At 42.1% G+C, this 16840-nt stretch carries 16 protein-coding genes and 1 tRNA gene; 8 read left to right on the top strand and 9 right to left on the bottom strand.

Annotated features, from left to right (window positions below):
- Nucleotides 1-37 precede the first annotated feature (37 nt).
- A complete protein-coding gene (gene dinB, locus H2245_RS07280) occupies nucleotides 38-1126 on the bottom strand; it encodes a DNA polymerase IV (protein WP_182406726.1) in 1089 nt (362 codons plus the stop codon).
- Nucleotides 1127-1339: 213 nt separating this feature from the next.
- Between dinB and H2245_RS07275 the strand changes: the two genes are divergently transcribed.
- Nucleotides 1340-2035 (top strand): hypothetical protein, encoded by a 696-nt coding sequence (locus tag H2245_RS07275; RefSeq protein ID WP_182406725.1) that lies wholly within the window; start codon nucleotides 1340-1342, stop codon nucleotides 2033-2035.
- 297 nt (nucleotides 2036-2332) lie between these two features.
- On the opposite strand, the gene H2245_RS07270 is transcribed toward H2245_RS07275, so the two are convergent.
- The 5 genes from H2245_RS07270 to H2245_RS07250 all read right to left on the bottom strand — a co-directional run bounded on the left by H2245_RS07270 (nucleotide 2333) and on the right by H2245_RS07250 (nucleotide 6881).
- On the bottom strand, nucleotides 2333-2824 hold the full coding sequence (locus H2245_RS07270; RefSeq protein ID WP_182406724.1) for a flavin reductase: 492 nt from the start codon (nucleotides 2822-2824) through the stop codon (nucleotides 2333-2335).
- A gap of 44 nt (nucleotides 2825-2868) precedes the next feature.
- Nucleotides 2869-3897 (bottom strand): methionine synthase, encoded by a 1029-nt coding sequence (locus H2245_RS07265; RefSeq protein WP_182406723.1) that lies wholly within the window; start codon nucleotides 3895-3897, stop codon nucleotides 2869-2871.
- 55 nt (nucleotides 3898-3952) lie between these two features.
- Complete coding sequence (locus tag H2245_RS07260; RefSeq protein WP_182406722.1) at nucleotides 3953-4972, bottom strand: DUF1852 domain-containing protein; 1020 nt, start codon at nucleotides 4970-4972, stop codon at nucleotides 3953-3955.
- Nucleotides 4973-5843: 871 nt separating this feature from the next.
- A tRNA-Leu gene (locus tag H2245_RS07255) sits at nucleotides 5844-5930 on the bottom strand.
- A 177-nt stretch (nucleotides 5931-6107) separates the two neighbouring features.
- A complete protein-coding gene (locus H2245_RS07250; protein ID WP_182406721.1) occupies nucleotides 6108-6881 on the bottom strand; it encodes a ferredoxin--NADP reductase in 774 nt (257 codons plus the stop codon).
- Between the two features lie 393 nt (nucleotides 6882-7274).
- Here H2245_RS07250 and tsaA point away from each other — a divergent pair, with 393 nt between their 5' ends.
- From tsaA to gspK, 7 genes are all read left to right on the top strand, one after another.
- On the top strand, nucleotides 7275-8114 hold the full coding sequence (gene tsaA / locus H2245_RS07245; RefSeq protein WP_182406720.1) for a tRNA (N6-threonylcarbamoyladenosine(37)-N6)-methyltransferase TrmO: 840 nt from the start codon (nucleotides 7275-7277) through the stop codon (nucleotides 8112-8114).
- Nucleotides 8115-8319: 205 nt separating this feature from the next.
- The gene (locus tag H2245_RS07240) at nucleotides 8320-9108 is read left to right on the top strand and encodes a TatD family hydrolase (RefSeq protein WP_182406719.1); all 789 of its coding nucleotides are present in this window, start codon (nucleotides 8320-8322) and stop codon (nucleotides 9106-9108) included.
- A 103-nt stretch (nucleotides 9109-9211) separates the two neighbouring features.
- A complete protein-coding gene (locus tag H2245_RS07235) occupies nucleotides 9212-9901 on the top strand; it encodes a TetR/AcrR family transcriptional regulator (protein WP_182406718.1) in 690 nt (229 codons plus the stop codon).
- A 76-nt stretch (nucleotides 9902-9977) separates the two neighbouring features.
- Nucleotides 9978-10832, top strand: a complete 855-nt coding sequence (locus H2245_RS07230) for a prepilin-type N-terminal cleavage/methylation domain-containing protein (protein ID WP_259365131.1) — start codon at nucleotides 9978-9980, stop codon at nucleotides 10830-10832.
- Nucleotides 10833-10835: 3 nt separating this feature from the next.
- On the top strand, nucleotides 10836-11333 hold the full coding sequence (gene gspI / locus H2245_RS07225) for a type II secretion system minor pseudopilin GspI (RefSeq protein WP_259365130.1): 498 nt from the start codon (nucleotides 10836-10838) through the stop codon (nucleotides 11331-11333).
- A complete protein-coding gene (gspJ, locus tag H2245_RS07220; RefSeq protein WP_182406717.1) occupies nucleotides 11334-12182 on the top strand; it encodes a type II secretion system minor pseudopilin GspJ in 849 nt (282 codons plus the stop codon).
- 36 nt (nucleotides 12183-12218) lie between these two features.
- Complete coding sequence (gene gspK, locus H2245_RS07215; RefSeq protein WP_182406716.1) at nucleotides 12219-13265, top strand: type II secretion system minor pseudopilin GspK; 1047 nt, start codon at nucleotides 12219-12221, stop codon at nucleotides 13263-13265.
- 50 nt (nucleotides 13266-13315) lie between these two features.
- On the opposite strand, the gene H2245_RS07210 is transcribed toward gspK, so the two are convergent.
- From H2245_RS07210 to ychF, 3 genes are all read right to left on the bottom strand, one after another.
- A complete protein-coding gene (locus tag H2245_RS07210) occupies nucleotides 13316-13996 on the bottom strand; it encodes a TetR family transcriptional regulator (RefSeq protein WP_182406715.1) in 681 nt (226 codons plus the stop codon).
- 153 nt (nucleotides 13997-14149) lie between these two features.
- Nucleotides 14150-15568, bottom strand: coding sequence for a deoxyguanosinetriphosphate triphosphohydrolase (locus tag H2245_RS07205; protein WP_182406714.1), 1419 nt, complete (start codon nucleotides 15566-15568; stop codon nucleotides 14150-14152).
- A 152-nt stretch (nucleotides 15569-15720) separates the two neighbouring features.
- Nucleotides 15721-16812, bottom strand: coding sequence for a redox-regulated ATPase YchF (gene ychF, locus H2245_RS07200; RefSeq protein WP_182406713.1), 1092 nt, complete (start codon nucleotides 16810-16812; stop codon nucleotides 15721-15723).
- Between the last annotated feature and the right edge of the window lie 28 nt (nucleotides 16813-16840).

The raw sequence follows: 16840 nt of genomic DNA, 5'->3' as shown, positions 1-16840 counted from the left end.
CATTACTAAGAGGCTTATATATATTTTACTAAATAACTTAAGAGCTAAACAAATCCAGCTGAGTTAACAATTGGTTAGCAGGACACAAAGAGGAGTAGGTAACGCCGACCAATCTAATCGGTAGTAGGCGTGGAATATCTGCAAATAATTTGTCCAACCAATAATGAGCGGCTTGACTTTCAGTAAAGGCAGTCGATAACGTATGTGTACGTGTTATTTGGCTAAAATCTGCGTATCTAATTTTAAGGGTAATGGTATAGGCAGTCAGCTGTTTATGGGTCAATTGTGTAAAAGCATCAGCATTCTGCTCATAAATGTAGCTTAATAACGCTTTATCATTATTTAAATTTTCTCGAAAGGTAGTCTCAGAACCTACCGATTTATGCTGACGTTCCGCTTTGACTGGACGCTCATCACGACCATGAGCAATATCATGATAAAATTGCCCACGCTTGCCAAATTCATCGACCAATATTGCCGCTGATACTGCCCGTAAGTCTGCTCCAGTGGAAATGCCAAGAGCATGCATGCGTGCTGACGTGGCTTTGCCAATGCCGTGAAAACGTTCGATCGGTAGCGCACTGATAAAGGCGTCGGCTTCATCTGGCGTAATGACGGCTGTGCCATTAGGTTTATTGATATCAGACGCAATTTTTGCCAGCATTTTATTGAAGGATACCCCAGCCGACGCTGTAAGACCTGTTTGCTCAAAGATTTGCGCCCGTACCCAGTTTGCCATTAAAGTGGCTGAACCACGATGCACTTGTAGTCCTGTAACATCCAAATAAGCTTCATCTAATGACAAAGGTTCTACATGCGCTGTTAAGCTGAGCATAACTGCCCTAATTTGGGCACTGACTGCACGATACACATCAAAACGTGGCAGTACAAAAATGACGTCAGGACAGCGTTTGCGCGCCTCATAACAAGACATCGCTGAGCGCACACCAAACTGACGCACCTCGTAACTGGCAGCTGCGACCACACCGCGCCCACTCGGATCACCGCCAACCACTAACGGCTTACCACGCAATTCTGGGAAATCGCGCTGTTCAACGCTGGCATAAAATGCATCCATATCAATATGGATGATTTTGCGGGGAGTCGGTTTTATAAGTGCAGTCATAGGTGGTATTTTACCTGAAATTGCCTCATGTGAATGGTATTCAATAGCCGTAAATAAATGCTGACAAGCGCAACGATATATCTAAAAATGATGTAATAAGCGATAATAGCCTGCATAAAGCTTGGTATCTCGTAATCATCTCTAAATACTATAACGTTTGGCCGATGAGAACCTGTTAATGCCTCACTATATCCACCAAAAAGGTCGTCCATTATGACATCTAGCAACCCTTATAATTTCGTGCCCTTACAGCCAACTGGCAGAAATGAGACCAATACTTCCAATACCTACACCCCTGATGACATGATTAAGATATATGAACAGCAGTTTCTCACTGAAGTGCCAGAGGATAAAATCACAGAATTTTTACCCGCGCTAAAAGCGTTTTATGGTATTGATGGCCATACCTTGGATATTGGCGCTGTTATCTTCGATGCTATTGCTGATTTTTGTATCATTTATAATCATAAAATTAAAGTAGGCGGATATGAAATTCTAGGTGGCTTGTTAAAAGAAGATGTTGAGCAAGAAGAAGGCAGTGAAGCACAAGCTTATAGTTTAGACTGTAGACGTATTTTCTTTATTAATGATGTTGAGCTGCCGTACCATTTTAACCTATTTATTCATGGCGACAGCTATTCAGTATTGCCAGAAAAAGAGAGTATTTTAGAAAAACTGTATTGGTTTGTTAGTGATAGGTTTGACGAAACCGAAGCTAAAAATGAAACTGAAACAGATGAAGCGCAAGAGACAGCAAGTTTACAATCCATTAATGAGCAGTTAGCAGGTTTAGGGATTCGTAGTATGGATGTGACTACCATCAATGAGATAGTCGAATATGTCGACGACAGTATCATTGATGACGAGATGATAGACGCGCTTAATACATTATTAGATAACGCTGAATAAGATAATAAATGAGCGTCATTTATTAATAAAAAACCTTACCTAAGTGGTAAGGTTTTTTATTGGGTTAAAGTTTATTGATAGAATGCATTTTTGATAAAAAATAGTAGATACGAAAAAGCCTCCGAATAGGGAGGCTTTTTTGCTATAAGTATTAACGATGGTCAGAACTGTTCTATCCTATTAATTTTATTATTTTGTCTGATATTTTGATTAAAATATGAATTAGTACGCATTATGATGTGCATAATATTTTTTCATAATAAGATAATTATTATTGCTAATAATTAGACACCTAAATTAAGCGATTTCTACTTGAGCAACATGATGATAAGCCCGATTAAAATAAATTAAACTTTCACTTTGTTCACTTTGTTTGATGGCCACAACACGGCACATAAAAATACTGTGCGTGCCAACTTGCTGAATGTCCTCAATCTCACAATCAAAACTGACCAGTGCATCTTCTAATACAGGGGCACCCGTTGCTAGTTCAGCCCAAGAGCCCTGCTCAAACCGTTCCTCTGAACCTAATTTGGAGGCAAAGGCATTGGATATGGTTTCGTGCTGTGCGCCTAACACATTGACACTTAAAGTTTTATTATCAATAAAATGGGCATGTGAACGTGACGCATGATTCATGCAAACAAGCAAAGTTGGCGGTGTATCGGTGACGCTACATACCGCAGATGCCGTAAATCCATGAGCACCCGAGGCACCTTTTGTGGTGATCACACTAACTGCAGTGGTTAACAACGCCATGCCATTTTTAAAATCGCTTGCTTCAATCATCTCTTGCATCCCAAATTTGACTATCGCTTGTCTTTAGATGGCGCTTAGGCAGTCAGTTCTTTACGAACGATTTCCGCACCTGCACTTAACGCATTTAGCTTACCTCGTGCTACTTCGCGAGGCAAGGGTGCCATACCGCAGTTGGTCGACGGATACAGCTTGTCAGCATCAACGAATTGCAGCGCTTTACGTAGCGTGTTTGCCACTTCTTCAGGAGTCTCGATGGTGTTGGTCGCCACATCAATAGCACCAATCATCACTTTTTTACCGCGAATCAATTCGATCAAATCCATCGGTACATGTGAATTTTGACACTCTAACGAGATAATATCAATTTTAGACTGTTGTAGTTTAGGAAAGGCTTGCTCATATTGGCGCCACTCCGAACCCAGTGTTTTTTTCCAATCATTATTGGCTTTGATACCATAGCCATAACAAATATGCACAGCCGTTTCACATTTTAGACCTTCAATAGCGCGCTCTAACGTGGCGATACCCCAGTCGTTCACATCATCAAAGAACACGTTAAATGCTGGTTCATCAAATTGGATAATATCAACCCCAGCAGCTTCTAATTCTCGCGCTTCTTGATTTAGAATTTTAGCAAATTCCCAAGCCAATTTTTCACGGCTTTTATAATGACCATCATATAGCGTGTCAATCATCGTCATCGGACCTGGCAGCGCCCATTTGATCGGTTGATTGGTTTGCTGACGTAAAAACTTCGCATCATCAACGAACACTGGTTTTTGACGGCTTACCGCACCAACGACTGACGGCACACTCGCATCATAGCGATTGCGAATGCGCACGGTTTCACGCTGTTTAAAATCGACACCATCAAGGTGCTCAATAAAGGTGGTTACAAAATGCTGACGGGTCTGCTCGCCATCACTGACAATATCCAGCCCTTCATGCACTTGTTCTTGCAATGATAAACGTAGTGCATCTTGTTTGGCTTCAATCAATTCGTCACCTTCTAGTTTCCAAGGTGACCACAGGGTCTCAGGTTCTGCAAGCCAAGATGGTTTTGGTAAGCTGCCAGCGGTTGACGTGGGTAATAATAGTTTCATATTTATTCACTTTTTATATTTTATATTAGACTTTTCTTATATTTTTATAGTATGACTATAAGTAACTTAGGCAGCTTGTTTTTTTAACGTCACTTTTTTTCACAGAATAGCTTGCCGCCCATTGCTCAAGAATGGCTTGGTAAGGCTTAATAAACTGTTCTTCAGTAAATTTACCTTGAGTTACCGCCATCTGGCTGCGCTCTTCACGGTCGTATACTACTTGCGTCAGTGAATAATCTTGGTACTTCAAGCTGGGTTGATACACTTGAGCAGCCGTAGAATTGGCATTGTAAATCTCGGGACGATAAATCTTTTGGAACGTCTCCATCGTACTAATCGCACTGATCAGCTCAAGATCCGTGTAATCACTCAGCAAGTCACCCGCAAAATAGAACGCGAATGGCGCAACACTACCGACAGGCATAAAGTAGCGAACGGTTAAGCCCATTTTGTGGAAATACTCATCAGTTAACGAATAGTCATCTTGTCTGTATTCAACCCCTAATACCGGATGCTGATTGGCAGTACGGTGGTAGGTTTTACTGGTTGACACACTGAGGCAAATCACAGGCTTTTTATTAAAGTTGGCTTGATATGCTTCTGAATTTAATAAGTATTGAAATAGTTTGCCATGCAAATCGCCAAAATGCGCAGGTGATTTTGATGTTGGATTTTTATTATAATGTTCTAACAGGACGACACTAAAGTCATAATCACGCACATAAGACGAGAAACTGTTGCCAATCATACCGTTAATACGCGTGTTATCTTTGTGGTCAACAATCGTGGTTTGCAACATCTCGATTACAGGGAAGGTATTACCATTACCTTCAATATCCATGTTTGCAGAAATAATATCAATTTCTACAGAATAACGGTCTGCTGTTAGATTGTCCCAATGCGCCAACGCGTTAAAACGATTATTGATCATTCTTAACGTTTTGCATAAGTTCTCTTCGCGATGCTCGCCACGAGCTAAATTTGCAAAGTTAGTCGTCAGACGTGTGCTGTCTGCAGGCTGATAGTTTTCATCAAAACGAATGCTCGAAATTGAACAGCTGAATTCATTACTCATGGTGATTGCACCCTTAATCTATTCTCATTGTCTGAGAGAAAACCAAATGTCTGTATGAGATGAATCATACCTGAACCAAACCATGAATAAAAACGACTTAAATTGAATTAAAGATGAGTAAAATTCATGTATGAGGATTTGTTGTATGGAAAAAATGGATATGGGATATTTTGACGACTTACTTAAAGAAGAATTAAGACCGTAAAATATTTGACTATACAAACTTAGCTGATAATCGTCTCGATATAGATAAAATTAGCGACTGTAAGAAGCATTGCTTCGCAAGGATTAGGGCGATGAGCGGTGAACTGACAATAGAATAAGTCATTAGCTCGCTTCTGATCGTCACGAAACTTAGTGGGAATTGTATTTTTTCTCGTTTAAACTTTTTAATGAGTATCTCTTGGCTTTGGGTTTACAACGATGCACGAATGGTTTTATCTATACGCTTTCTATGACACGATCGTAGCGTTTTAGGCGTACAGCCATGCTATAACTTGGATAGTTAATCATGTGGGAAGGATGGTCGTTTAATGCTTCAATCAGCATATGAGTGGCGTTTTCTTTAATCTGAGAAGTTTAATTTTATCTTTTCATTGTCGCATTCTATAAGAATGTTCAGTCTTCGATAATCACGGGTCGATTTAATATTTTCTCGGTATACATCAATTCCACTTTCAGTATAATCTATTGAATCGACGAAATTTTTAGTTAGTTTTACTTTTATAGCGTATCCAAAAACAAGCAGTAATAATTGAATCTAGCATACATCAACAAATAAATTGATACTTTTCATCAGTAAATTTAAAAAGCAAAAATTAGTCGCAATAAAAAACCCTTACAATCCATAGATTATAAGGGTTTCGTATAGTGGTACCGGTGGTCGGACTCGAACCGACACGCTTTTAAAGGCAACGGATTTTGAATCCGTCATGTCTACCAATTCCATCACACCGGCGTGTTAGGTAATAATGTTACTTTAGCTAAACATTATTGAATTGGGCTACAGTAGTTACTGTATAGGCTGCGTATTATAGCAGCCTATTTTTAACCGTCAAGAATTATTTATCACAATTAGCGATTAAATTATCTAATAGACATAAAATGTGCAATTACTGACTGATGTAGCGTCATGTTAACCAACAAAGGCACGCTCAACAGCGTAATCTGCTTGTACACCCATTCTTGGAGAGACCGTCAGCCCAAAGTCATCTAAAATTGTAGAGACTTCAGCATTAAATGGCATACTACCGCATAACATTACACGATCGTCATCTTTATTAATTGGAGGCAGACCGATATCTTTAAATAGCTTGCCTGATTTCATTAAGTCAGTCACGCGACCTTGGTTTCGAAATTCTTCACGGGTGACGGTTGGGTAATAGATGAATTTTTCACGGAACCACTCGCCAAATATTTCATCGTTTGGCAGTTCGTTCTCGAACATATCGCGATATGCTAAGTCGCCAACACAGCGTACGCCATGGACTAAAATAATTTTTTCAAAGCGCTCGTAAACTTCAGGATCACGTGCTAATGCTAAAAATGGCGCAAGTCCGGTGCCTGTTGAGAGCATATATAAGTGTTTACCTGGCAGTAAGTCATCTAATACCAAAGTACCCGTTGGTTTTTTGCTCACTAATAGCTCATCGCCCACTTTGATGTGCTGGAGGCGTGAGGTTAATGGGCCATCTTGAACTTTGATAGAAAAGAATTCTAAATGTTCTTCATAATTGGGGCTAGCAATCGAGTAGGCGCGTAGCAATGGGCGACCATCAACCACGATACCAATCATGGCGAACTCACCATTACGAAAGCGTAAGCCATCGTCGCGTGTGGTCTTGATGCTAAATAAGGCGTCATTCCAATGATGAACCTCTGTGACCGTTTCGGTGCGAAGTTTTGACATAAAGTCCCCGTTAATTTCTCGTTATTGGTTTAAAAGCTATAATAATAAAATAATTTTGCTATAAAATTAGAGGGTATGGCGCTCATCATAGTAAATATGAAAATAGCATTGGCACAGTAGTAAATGTAAAGTATATCTTAGCAACTTTCGTGTTTTAACAATGACGTAAGTCAGCCAGTTATAAAGCTACAGCAGCGCTATACTCAGATGAATGCAAGCCATTCTCAATAAATATGGTTGCTTATCATACCAAAATTTAAAATAAAAATCCGCCAAGCTGCTCAGTCATAGCATGATAAAATGGAATATCGTTAGCGAAAAACTCTGTATAGAGGATTATATAAGGTTATCGTCGCTGATTTATCCTCATTTAATGCTTTACGGAGAGGCTTTATGTCCTGTTGTCCGGAAACTAGCCATGCTATGCCGATTATTGGCTATCACCGTGCGCCCTTATCACAAAAATTTGGCGCACCAAGACAACCAAATCTAGTAGCGCTTACTAGCGTGATTGAAATGCGCGCGCCTTATGATACGCCAGCGGCATTTGTAGGTTTAGATGCGTTTAGTCACATTTGGATAAGCTGGCAGTTTCATCATAATTTTATTAATAAAGCCAATTCGTCTACTAAATCTGCTAACAATGAGCATGCATTTCGCGCTCAAGTTCGACCACCACGCCTCGGTGGCAATAAAAAAATAGGTGTATTTGCCAGCCGGAGTATGTATCGTCCATCGGGTTTAGGCTTGTCTGTGGTTAAGCTTGAGCGTATTGAGGTGGTAGAAGGTCGGGTACTATTAATTATTAGTGGTGCTGATATGATTGACGGTACGCCTATAGTCGATATTAAGCCATACGTGGCTTATAGCGATGCGCTGGAGGGCGTAAAAAGTGGTTTTGCGCCAGCTGCGCCAGCACCGTTAACGGTAACGATAACAGAGCAGGCACGTGCAAAGTTTGAACATATAATAGAAATTAGTCAGCAAGATAAAAACGCAGATAGTAAATTTGATATATCTGCCGTTATTTACACGATGCAACAGCAGCTATTAGCAGCAGATATAGAAACTATTACGGCACTCATTGCTCAAGATCCACGTCCTGCGTATCGCCGAAAGGAGCAGCTTCAGCCTTTTGTGATGCGTTATAAGTCGGTCGATATTCACTTTTGGCTGATAGAAGACGAGTATTTGCAAATTATGGATATTGTTAGGGTAGGTGGTATAGAGTAATAGTTATAATGAGATAGTATTTAAGTTTATAAACAAAGCCATTGGTAATTAAAATATATGCTCTTGAAAAATAGCATGATTAAGGCAATTAAGTCCTCTGTTACTATATTTTATAACGTTAAGTTTTATAGCTATATACTTTTTTTACAGAAAGCTTTGTGAGCACAAATTTTATAATCGCATTTTTATAACTATGAGAGCCTTTATGTTTACCGATACTCATTGCCATTTAAACCGTTTAGATTTGACTCGTCACAATGGTGACTTGTCCGGCGCGATTGCCGCGATGAAAGAAGCCAATGTCACACGGGCAATGGCAATCATGTGCGATTTTGCTGAGTATGACGAGATTGCTAACATTGTTCGCACTTATAGTGATGAGTCGTTAAACTTGGGCATGAGTGTGGGCATTCACCCGTGTGAGGATATGAACGTGCTGCAATCGGCGACGGTAGAGCGCTTGGTCGAGTTGGCAGGCAACGATTCAGTGTGGGCAATCGGCGAAACGGGGCTGGATTATTATTGGTCAACGGATAATAAAATTGAGCAACAAGCTAGCCTTGCTCGCCATATTCAAGCCAGTAAGCAATTGAAAAAACCTTTAGTTGTTCATACTCGTGAAGCCAAAGACGATACCATTGCTATTTTAAAGGCAGAAAATGCAGAGCACGGTATTATTCACTGCTTTACTGAAGATTGGGAGACGGCAAAAAAAGCCCTTGATTTGGGGTTTTATATCTCATTTTCAGGTATTGTCAGCTTTAAAACCGCACAAATAATTCGTGATGCCGCGCAAAAGATGCCCAAAGATAGATTATTGATTGAAACCGATAGCCCTTATCTCGCGCCCGTACCCAAACGGGGTCGTCCTAATGAGCCGGCTTATGTGCCTTATGTGGCAAGTTGTCTTGCTGATTTGTACGGTATGGATGTTGAAGAAGTTGGTGCATTAACAGCAAAAAACTTTGAAAATTTACTGGCACAGTATCTCTAAAGTCGTTATGCTATGACCAGTCAGTCATTTAGCAATGGCAGTCGTCAAGTCGCTTATATAATAGTGGTTAGTGGCGATATCTTAACGGATTTTTGGAGCAGTCATGAGTCGTCAACACCAGTTCAAAGCTCGAGAAGAAAATATCTTAGCGATGGCTGAGCAGTTACTGCTAGAGTCGGGCAATGGCGATATCACTTTGGACAGTCTTGCTGACCAATTGGATTTGGCAAAAGGTACGCTTTATAAGCATTTTTCCAGTAAAGATGAACTATATTTGCGTATTATTATTCGTTATGAAGAGCAGTTGTTTGCTATTAATCGGATTGACGATTGCCCCTCAGCGGGCGTAGCACGGATGATTTTTCAGCAGCTGCTCAATCCGCAAAAAGCCATGTTGCTCAATCAAATTGAAGAGCGCCTTGCGGCGTCTGCCACAGGTCTTAATCGTCTGTTTGGCGAGCTATATGATATTCGCCGTCAGCGTATGAAACGCCTGATTGATATTGTCAGTGCCCATTTAAAAAATGAGCAGAGCAGTATGACGACGCGAGATTATTTGTCCTCGATTTGGGCAATGGGTCAGGGCGGGGCAGGACTGCTAAATTCTAGTTTTTATCAGCGCTATTTGGGTCGCCGTGATACTTTGCGCTATGCACTTGTGGTGCAAATGCTCGATTTACCCAGTCATTACCCACTTTGTGAGGTGAATGAAGGCGTGCTGGATGTCGATATGCAAGAGCTGGTTGAACAGATTGAGACTGAATCTGAAGCGCATCGTAATACCACTTATTAAGATGGCTATATCTAATAGCTACACCTAAATGGCTCTTACGTAAATAATAGGCTACATACTTATTCATAGGTGCATAATGCCGCTCACTGTCCAACGTCAGTTCAGCTTCGCACCTATTTTGCCAGCTTATACGCCTCAATTTTTCTCCTATCCATCCTTAATATTCTCTCCTGTTGTTGTAACGCCTAACGTCCATAATTTTCCCTCGCTAATACGTCCATCATCAATAGCATTACCAATGCGCCCATCAATGATATCTGGCTCAGAGTCAGGTTTTACTTTGGTTGAAATCGTGGTGGTGGTGGTCATCATCTCTATTTTTGCTGGCATGATAAGTTTATCCGTTGGTAGCAGTGAATCGCGTAAAAACCATGCTTTTTATGAGCATCTTACCGACTCTTTGAATTACGTTCGTCTGCTATCTGCTGAGCGTATGCAACCGATGGGACTGAGCTTGCAAGCCGACAAGCAAGGTCAAGTCGTACCAGTCATTATTACGTTGTCTAATCCTTATGCGCATTATCAAACACCGATTCAGACAGGTGATAATAAGGATAGTGTGCCTAAAAATGCGATGGAGCTATCTACTGATATATCAGGGCTAACAGAATTTTCGAACACAGCTACCGCGCAAATACCCACACCAAGCTGGGAGCGGGAAATGGATGTTACCTTACCTGAACTGCCAGCTGGTGTTAGCTTAAATATCCAAAGTTTAGAGGCGTCGAGTGGTAGTAATGGTATGAATAGCGCGTCAGATGCGCAAGTGCTACAGCCGTGGTTTACAGGGCAATTGGTGCCGCAAGTGTTATGGTTTGGCACCGGGCAAGCGGCGCCGGTTACCATCGAGGTGCGGCACCAATCGCGCTTGGTAGGTGAGGTGATTACGATAATGCCGGATGGCAGTATCATTACTGGAAAAGGGCAATAAGTAATGTCCGATACCTTAAAAAAGATGCATAAACCGAAAAAATTACCTTTACTATTATCTCCACCATCATTATCCATGTCATCGCGCGAGCAAGGTTTTACTTTGATTGAAGTGATGGTAGCGCTGGCGATTTTAGCAGTGGTTGCGGTTTCTGCTAGTCGCGCCAGTAGCGCCTATCTAAACTCAGTAGATGTGCTAAAAACCCGTACGCTTGCCCACTTTGTCGCACAAAATGCAGCGGCAGACTTACGTATCCAAGACACTTGGCTGACTAGCAATCGCGTGCAAACAATTAATGAACAAGGTCGAGACTGGCAAGTAACCACCACCCTATCTGACACGTTATCGCCTGCATTAAAACAGGTAAATATAACCGTTGCGCCCATTATAGATAGGCAATCGCGTCCAGTTGTTAACGATATAAATTTAATATTAAGTGATGCAAAGCAGGAAGTTGCTAGTTTGGATATGGGTCGTTCTGAGCAAAAGGTAGGGCAATAAATGCAGCAGCGCGGCTTTACTTTACTTGAGCTGATGGTAGCCATGGCGATATTTTCTGTGCTTGCCGTTGCTGGTTGGCAAGTATTTGATAGTGTCAATCGTGCGCGCGAACGGGCGCAATTTCATGCCGATCAGCTGGCGGTCTTACAATATGCTTATTTGCAAATCCAGCAAGATATGGGGCAAATCGTGTCTTATCATTCACTTATGGCGCAAGATAGTATTAGCAACAACTTAAATAACAATGCCAATAATAGTAGCCCCAATAACAGTGCTAACCCCAATACTGCTGCTGTTATTCCTGAACCCTTTATACGTTTAGATGGTGAACAGCTGAGCTTTATTCGCTTTGCCGATCCCGATCCGCGCTATAAAACCAGTCCAAGTTTGCAGCGTGTTGCCTATATTTTCACCGATGAAAAGTTGATTCGTCGCCAATATGTCAGTATTCAGGGCGGCGCAGATGGTATTAGTCTTGATAGCGTCGTGTTAGCAGGCGTCACAGCAGGTCGCTGGCAAGCTTTTTTGCCAGAGGTTAGTGCAACCTTTCCTAATAAAAACAGTGACAATCAAAATAATAACGCAGTATCAGGTCAAGCAAATAGTGCAGCTAACAAACCACCAATGCTACTTCCCAAAGGTATCGGGCTTGGTTTTACTTACCAAGAGCTACCGATAACTTGGCAATGGGCGTTAGCACCACAAGCCATTCCTTTAAACCGCCACACAGATTCAGGAAAAAACGCAAATAATAATCCCAATGGCAATAATGCTAATAACAATCCTAACGGTAATGATGAAGGTAATGGGCAAGGCAATCTCTCATTGGACAATACACCTGTACCTTAATCATGGCACTCTATCCATAATAAGTGAATACGAGCAATGACAGCAACCTCTCAGCGCGGCGTGGCATTATTAACCATTTTACTGTTGGTGGTTAGCATCACTGTGGTTGCAGGGGCGATGCTTGCCAGTCAAAAAATTGCCATCCGCCGTAGTGGGGTATTGTTTGATCAAAACCAGCTCTCACAAGACATCAATGCCGGTCAACAACTGGCAATAACGTTGATTCGCGCCGATAACACGCTAAATGAGACTGATAGTGCACAAGATATCTGGGCGCAGCCATTACTGCCTTATAGCTTGGGTACGCATAGCATTAGCGCTGAATTACGCGATGAAGCCAGCCGCTTTAACATTAATAATTTGTATCATGATGGCAAGACGGATACCGTAGCGCTTGAAGTCTTGCAGCGGTTATTGACCCAGCTCAATCTAGCGCCTGAGATTGCTGTTGCGATACTTGATTGGCAAGATGCCGATGCCGAAGTGTATAAAGATGGTGGTGATGAAAACGTGGTATATAGGCAGGCTGCAAGTTCTGGCACGACTACCACGCTGCCCAATCAGCCGTTTGTCAGTATTGAGCAACTGCAAGAGGTGCGCGGCGTGACTACTGAAGCGTTAGTAACCTTGCGTCCTTATCTAACCGCTGTTCCTTATTATTTGCCTATTAATATCAATACAGCAAGTCCGGCTGTATTGGCAGCGTTGATAGAAGGCAGTAGCGCTGAGCAACTGCAACCACTGATAACATTACGTCAACAGCAGCCGATTGCTTTGGTAAATGATATTTGGCAATTACCACCGTTTATGACGCTTGATAGCGAGCAGCGCAAAGCTTTAGCGACATTACTGGCAGTCGATAGCGGCGCGTTTATGGCATTGATCACTGCAACAGATAATGCCAATACGAACAAAGCACGGCAACGGTATGCGACGGTACTCATTAGTAAAATTGACGCTGCGCCCGCTACTGAGAATAATAATGTTGCTAATGGCAATGGTAATGCTAACGGTAATGAGCAAAACGCTAAAGTGATTAAAGTTGTGTCGCAACGGTTATGGGCATTTCGTCCCAGTTTTTAGAGCATAATACTCATGATGTTTTAGATAGATGGTGCGCGTGAAAGAAAAAACTAATCGTTCAAGCGCGTCTCTTCACTCGATTTCCAATTGTATGCGCCATAAAACAACATTTGTGCCTGACGGGTACAGTTATGTAGCATTAACTGCTTCTTTTTCTCAATCTCTGCCAAGTCAGCTTCATCATCATGATCCTCAGAATAGCTCAACTCGAGCCAATCAATAATCCACGAAAAGAACATATTGACGCCAGCTTCAGACAACAGCCGCCGATCAAAAGCATTAATATGAGCAAATGCTGGCTGCAATGCCAAATCTTCGCTTAAACTTTGTGCATGCAATTTCATCAGATTGCCAATGGCTTTACGCACCGCTTCTGAGCCACCAAAACGTTCGCTGACCAAAAACTGCCAGTAGCGCGGCTTATCGCTGACGGTATATAAAAATAACTGAATACTTTTGGCAATTTGCCGATCAAAGCTGCGTTTACGCCCAATTTGTAAGCCCTGACTTAATATTGCCAGCGTACTGCCGAGCTCTTCAATTACCAATGCTTGCCCAAGCGACTCCATATCATCGAAATGCCGATAAAATGCAGTGGGTACGACGCCAACTTCACGCGTCACTTGACGTAAGCTGATTGAGCTAAAAGATTGTCCGGTCATGCATAAATCAAGTACGGCATTAAAAAAGGCATGACGGGTTTGGAGCTTTTTTTGTTCGCGACTGCTCATAATATCTAATATTACCTAATAGGGAGTATGTTATTTATAGAAAGCTATGTTGTTTATAAAAGGATATGTTACTCATTTTAACGTAAAAATGAGATTGAAGTTCTAAAAGCTCAAATCTCACTGGTTTTTTTAAACCATTTTTTAAACCGTCTTTTAAACCATGTTGCCCCAATGACCTTGCAGCTCTTGAGCTAAGCGATAGGCTTCATGATCATTCATACCGGTGATAAAGTCTAATATAATTAGGATATTATGATAAAGGTTATTGCTCAATAAGCGCTGCTGCTCATCAAGATGCGGTTGTAGCAAGCGTAGTAGACGCTGTTGTTCAAATGACATGGGCGCGCTTTGTAATTGCGCGATACCCATCCACGCCAGTGGCATAAAGGCGTCCAGTAGCCGATGTAGACATTGATTAGCCATCAGCTCCATACGCACTTTACTGGGATGATTAAAGATTTTTTCACGTGCCAATTGCTTAGCATTATTAATGCCATTTTGTACTGTTGCATCACAATGCGCGAACAAACTACCTATCAATGTACCCGCTAGTAAGGCATCGCTATTGGCGACGAATGCATCGGTAACTGTATTAACTAAGCGCATCATCGCTCGTGCCCGTAATGCTGCTAGGCGTTGACGTACTGACATGTGCGAGGGTAAGCGGATAGCATCTGATGATTCACCAATCAAGGTCTGCAGAATAGCAGCAACCTCATCATAATTGAGCATATTTAAATGCACGCCATCTTCTAAATCAATCAGCGCATAGCAAATATCATCCGCTGCTTCTAATAAATACGCTAACGGATGACGAGCGTAACCCTCATGCTGCAAGGAGCGTGGCAGATGCAAACAAACAGCTAGTTGTTCTAATTGGGCAGCTTCACTAGAAAAGCAACCGAATTTTTGAGTGTTGCTTTGAAGCTCTTTATTCTGGGTCGCATTGCTGTGAATGGCGCGCCACGGATACTTCATAAAGGCACCCAAAGTTGCGCAGGTTAAGCGCATACCACCTTTATCAGGGTGATGTTCATTGTTGACTAATAATCTAAACCCTTGCGCATTGCCTTCATAGGTGGTGATATCTAGCCGTTCTTCAACGCTTAAATGCTGCAAAAGACGCTCGCGTTCAGGATGTAAAAACCAATCTCGAATCGCATATTCGCCCGCATGACCAAATGGCGGATTACCAATATCATGGGCAAGACAAGCCGCTTGTACAATCACGCCAACATCGGCAGGGGTAACACCGTCAGGTAAACCACCTTCCAGCTTATCATGTAGCTTTTCTGCTGCCATCATGCCAAGAGAGCGCCCGATACAGGAAACCTCTAACGAGTGAGTCAAACGGGTATGAATGCCCAATCGATTGGTGAGCGGATGGACTTGGGTTTTTTGATTGAGTTGACGAAACGAGTGCGAAAATACCAGCCGATCATAATCTTTATGAAAGGCACTACGGGCGCTATTTTGAGTAGGCGGTAGCTTATCACTGCCCAAACGCTGTGCGCTAAACAATCGTGCCCAATGCTCATTGGCGTTAAGTGGCTTATGCAACTGAGTACTCATAAATCCATATTCCTTTTTATTATTTTGAATGCTGTCTGCTTCGAGCTGATAGTGAATTCAGTATAATAAAAAAAGCCAGCACAAAGGCTGACTTTTGGTTGTTCTATGCTAAGACTGTGTAAAGAGAGATATCAAAGCGTATTACAAGGCATTTATACGTTAAAGCGGAAATGCATCACATCACCATCTTGCACAATATAAGTCTTGCCTTCTAAACGTGATTTACCAGCGGCAGCTGCGCCTTTTTCACCGTTATTTTCGATAAAATCATCATATGCAATGACCTCGGCACGAATAAAGCCGCGCTCAAAGTCGGTATGAATCACGCCTGCTGCTTGCGGAGCGGTTGCACCAACGGCTACTGTCCATGCGCGTACTTCTTTGACCCCAGCAGTAAAGTAAGTCTGCATATCAAGTAAGTCGTAACCACCGCGAATCACTTGGTCAAGACCCGCTTCTTCCATGTCCATCTCAGCCAAAAAGTCTTTTTTGTCGTCTTCATCAAGCTGGGCAATTTCAGATTCGATTTGGTTGCATAACGCAATGACAATAGAATCATCGCCAGTCGCATAGTCACGTACCGCATCAAGATAAGGGTTATTTTCAAAACCATCTTCGCTGACGTTAGCAATATACATGGTCGGCTTAAGGGTAATTAAACCATAACTTCTAATCAGTTTTTTCTCATCGGCATCTAAGTTAGCAGCACGTGCGGCTTGACCTTCTGCTAATAATGGCTCGATTTTCTTAAACACATCAAGCATGGCTGCTGCGTCTTTATCGCCGCCTTTGGCTTTTTTGGTCAAGTTAAATACGGCACGTTCAACCGCTTCAAGGTCAGCTAACGCCAATTCGGTATTGATGGTTTCGATATCATCAATCGGGCTGACGCGACCATCAACGTGCACCACATTATCATCATCAAAGCAGCGTACCACGTGAGCAATGGCATCGGTTTCGCGGATATTGGCTAAGAACTGGTTGCCCATGCCTTCGCCTTTTGATGCGCCAGCAACCAAACCTGCAATATCAACAAACTCCATCGTCGTTGGTAATACGCGCTCAGGATTGACAATATCAGCCAATTTCTTTAAGCGTGGGTCTGGTACGGGTACGATACCTGTATTGGGATCTTTGGTACAAAACGGGAAGTTTTCAGCAGCGATACCCGCTTTGGTTAAGGCATTAAATAAGGTGGATTTACCCACGTTTGGTAGACCGACGATGCCACAGTTAAAACCCATAATAGTCTCGCTTTATTAATGTAATAAT

The sequence above is a fragment of the Psychrobacter sp. GP33 genome, from assembly GCF_014119005.1.
Classification (GTDB): Bacteria; Pseudomonadota; Gammaproteobacteria; order Pseudomonadales; family Moraxellaceae; genus Psychrobacter.
Note: the sequence above shows the minus strand (reverse complement) of the source record. Positions and strands in the feature narration are given on the sequence as shown.

Coding starts and splice junctions, on each gene's coding strand:
- H2245_RS07205 (WP_182406714.1), bottom strand. CDS start 15,568: ATGAGTACTCAGTTGCATAAGCCACTTAACGCCAATGAGCATTGGGCA.
- ychF (WP_182406713.1), bottom strand. CDS start 16,812: ATGGGTTTTAACTGTGGCATCGTCGGTCTACCAAACGTGGGTAAATCC.
- H2245_RS07210 (WP_182406715.1), bottom strand. CDS start 13,996: ATGAGCAGTCGCGAACAAAAAAAGCTCCAAACCCGTCATGCCTTTTTT.
- H2245_RS07260 (WP_182406722.1), bottom strand. CDS start 4,972: ATGAGTAATGAATTCAGCTGTTCAATTTCGAGCATTCGTTTTGATGAA.
- gspK (WP_182406716.1), top strand. CDS start 12,219: ATGACAGCAACCTCTCAGCGCGGCGTGGCATTATTAACCATTTTACTG.
- H2245_RS07240 (WP_182406719.1), top strand. CDS start 8,320: ATGTTTACCGATACTCATTGCCATTTAAACCGTTTAGATTTGACTCGT.
- dinB (WP_182406726.1), bottom strand. CDS start 1,126: ATGACTGCACTTATAAAACCGACTCCCCGCAAAATCATCCATATTGAT.
- tsaA (WP_182406720.1), top strand. CDS start 7,275: ATGTCCTGTTGTCCGGAAACTAGCCATGCTATGCCGATTATTGGCTAT.
- H2245_RS07235 (WP_182406718.1), top strand. CDS start 9,212: ATGAGTCGTCAACACCAGTTCAAAGCTCGAGAAGAAAATATCTTAGCG.
- gspJ (WP_182406717.1), top strand. CDS start 11,334: ATGCAGCAGCGCGGCTTTACTTTACTTGAGCTGATGGTAGCCATGGCG.
- gspI (WP_259365130.1), top strand. CDS start 10,836: ATGTCCGATACCTTAAAAAAGATGCATAAACCGAAAAAATTACCTTTA.
- H2245_RS07230 (WP_259365131.1), top strand. CDS start 9,978: ATGCCGCTCACTGTCCAACGTCAGTTCAGCTTCGCACCTATTTTGCCA.
- H2245_RS07275 (WP_182406725.1), top strand. CDS start 1,340: ATGACATCTAGCAACCCTTATAATTTCGTGCCCTTACAGCCAACTGGC.
- H2245_RS07265 (WP_182406723.1), bottom strand. CDS start 3,897: ATGAAACTATTATTACCCACGTCAACCGCTGGCAGCTTACCAAAACCA.
- H2245_RS07270 (WP_182406724.1), bottom strand. CDS start 2,824: ATGATTGAAGCAAGCGATTTTAAAAATGGCATGGCGTTGTTAACCACT.
- H2245_RS07250 (WP_182406721.1), bottom strand. CDS start 6,881: ATGTCAAAACTTCGCACCGAAACGGTCACAGAGGTTCATCATTGGAAT.